Here is a 3,207-nt window from a genome sequence, read left to right on the forward strand (position 1 = left end):
TATCATAACTCTTTATATTAAAATAGTCTTGTGTGTAAAAAATATCAACCATGACCACCCAAACCGAAGCCCAACTAGAAGCAGACTTAATTGCCCAACTGCAAAGCATGAAATATGCCAGAGTCAAGATTAAAGACCAAGGGGCAATGTTAGCCAACCTCAAACAACAGCTAGAAATTCATAACGGCAATATTACCCTCAGCAAAACAGAATTTGACCTCATTCTCAACCACTTAAATACAGGCACAGTTGTCGAACGTGCCAAAATATTACGGGATAAATACGCCTTAAAACGAGACGCAGAAAATGGCAAACCCGCCGAAACAATTTATATAAGTTTCTTAAACTGTGAAGACTGGTGTAGAAATGAATTTCAAGTCACCAACCAAATCACCATAGAAGGAAAACGCAAAAATCGCTATGATGTAACTATTTTAATCAACGGCTTACCATTAGTGCAAATAGAACTTAAAAAACGTGGTTCAGAATTAAAAGTTGCATTTCATCAAATTAACCGCTACCAACATGAATCCTATGACGCAGGTGCGGGACTATTTCAATATGTGCAGCTATTTATTATCAGCAACGGCGTAAATACAAAATACTTCGCCAACAATAAATCTCAATCATTCCAACAAACCTTTTATTGGACAGATCAAGAAAATAATCGTATATCTGATTTGAGCGAATTTGCTGACACATTTCTCAGAACTTGTCATCTCGCCAAAATGATCACCCGTTACATTGTCATCACCGCCATTAATGTCCTCAAAGTCCTCCGTCCCTATCAAGTTTATGCAACGGAAGCATTAGTTGAACGAGTTAAAAATAGCAATAAAAACGCCTATATCTGGCACACCACAGACTCAGGTAAAACCCTCACTTCCTTTAAAGCCAGTCAAATTATTACTAATTTACCCCAAATATATAAAGTTGTATTTGTAGTTGACCGTAAAGACCTAGATTACCAAACTGCTAAAGAATTTAACGAATTTGCCAAAGGTAGCGTAGACAGTACCACTAATACCAATAACCTGATTAAACAACTAAATAACGACACCATTACACTAATCGTTACCACTATTCAAAAATTGAATAATGCCATTATTAAAGAACGCTATCTTGAGAAAATAAAACATCTGCAAGAGCAAAAATTTGTATTTATTTTCGATGAATGTCACCGCAGCCAATTTGGAGAAACCCATAGAAATATCAAAAAATTCTTTCAAAATGCTCAAATATTCGGTTTTACAGGTACACCAATTCTTACGGAAAACGCCTTTGGAACTAGAGAACATCAACAAACAACCGCATCATTATTTGATGAATGTTTGCATAAATATGTAATTATTGATGCCATCAAGGATGAGAATGTCCTCCGCTTTGCGGTGGAATATGTGGGTAAAACTAAACAAGAAGAAGTCCAGCCGAAAAACCGCCAGAAAAAAATTGCCACCAATCTCGATATTGCCATAGAAGAAACGGACACCAAGGAAGCACTAGAAAGCCCAATTCGACTTGCAAAAATCACTGACTATATCCTCACTCATCACGCCCAAAAAACTAAAGCCCCTGACTTTACAGCCATGTTTTGTGTGAGTAATATTGAAACCCTGATTAAATATTATGACCTATTCAAACAGAAACAATCACAAGCAACTAAGCCTTTAAAAATCGTTACTATTTTCAGCTATGCGACTAACGAAGAAAGCTCCCAAGCAAACGGCTTAATTGAGGAAGAATCCCTAGAAATCCCCAGTCATGGCAATATTAACCAAAGTAACCGCGACAAACTGGATCAATTTATTGCCGATTACAACACCCTATTCAACACCAAATACAGCACCAACGATAGCCAGGCTTTTTATAACTACTCTCAGGATATTTCCCAGCGTGTCAAAAAGGGTGAAATTGACATTCTGCTGGTGGTGAATATGTTTCTAACAGGGTTTGATAGTCCTAGTTTGAATACCCTATATGTTGATAAAAATCTCCAGTTTCACGGACTGATTCAAGCCTTTTCCCGCACTAATCGGATTCTCAACGATAAAAAATCTCAGGGCAATATTGTCTGTTTTCGGAATCTTAAAAAAGCCACTGATGAAGCGATCGCCCTATTCTCAAATAAGGATGCTCAAGACACAGTAATAGTCCAGCCTTATGAGGACTATGTAACCCAGTTCAACCAAGCCGCCAGCGAGCTATTAGCCATAACTCCGACGATCAAAAGTGTAGATACCTTACCAGATAAAGAAGCCCAATTAACCTTCGTTACTAAATTTCGGGAACTACTCCGCCTTAAAAATGTTCTGACTACCTTCGCTGACTTTGAAGAAACCGATCTAAGTCTGGCAGCGCAAAACTTTGAAGACTATAAAAGTAAATATCTCGATATCCATGAAAAAGTAAAAAGAGAACGCACCAGCGAAATAACTTTAATTCTTGATGATGTGGACTTTGAACTGAGTTTAATTCATCGAGATGAGATTAATGTGGCGTATATTCTCAATTTGTTGAGAACCATGAACAAAACAGATCCAGTCGCAACTCAAAAACTCCAAAAAGAAATTCTCGATCTGATGGCAGGTGAATTACAATTACGCAATAAACGCGCCTTAATTGAAGTATTCATTAATAATAATTTGTCGCAACTCCAGCCCGATGAAAATGTGATGAATGCCTTTGAAGAATACTGGATAACCGAAAAAGCAAAAGCCTTTACCGAACTTTGTACCACCGAAAATATTGAACATGAAGAGTTATTAAAAATCATCAATAACTATGCCTTTGCTAACCGTTTACCAAGAGAACAAGAAATAGTCAGTTCACTAAATTTTAAGCCCAAAATTTTAGAACGGAAAAAATTATTGAGCGCGTTTCCGAAAAAATCCAGTTATTTATTGATACATTTATCGAAGGTATGGGTGGAACTGTTTAGATTTTGAGATTCTCTACCTTTTAGAGGATGTTTGTGGAAGTGACAGTATTAATTCATTCCTTGACACTCCCCGGTCTAAAGACACGGTCTAAAGACACGGGGATTCTTAAGATTTCACAATCTTAATATCTTGTTTGCACAAGTTCCCAGACTCAGTACGTTTGCACAAAAGTGCGTGCTGATACCGCCAGTTGCTCTACTTGGGGAAACCCCAAGACCGCACTGGCTCATCTTCTGGGCGTTTAGCTGTTAAACAGCAAGTTTCGCGG

General features: G+C 37.7%; 1 protein-coding gene. It reads left to right on the forward strand.

Going from position 1 to position 3,207, the window contains the following annotated elements:
* The first annotated feature begins 50 nt into the window (after positions 1-50).
* Complete coding sequence (locus tag IQ228_RS23780; protein ID WP_201769155.1) at positions 51-2,945, forward strand: type I restriction endonuclease subunit R; 2,895 nt, start codon at positions 51-53, stop codon at positions 2,943-2,945.
* Positions 2,946-3,207 lie beyond the last annotated feature (262 nt).

This window comes from Dolichospermum sp. LEGE 00246, from assembly GCF_015207865.1.
Lineage (GTDB): Bacteria > Cyanobacteriota > Cyanobacteriia > Cyanobacteriales > Nostocaceae > Dolichospermum > Dolichospermum heterosporum.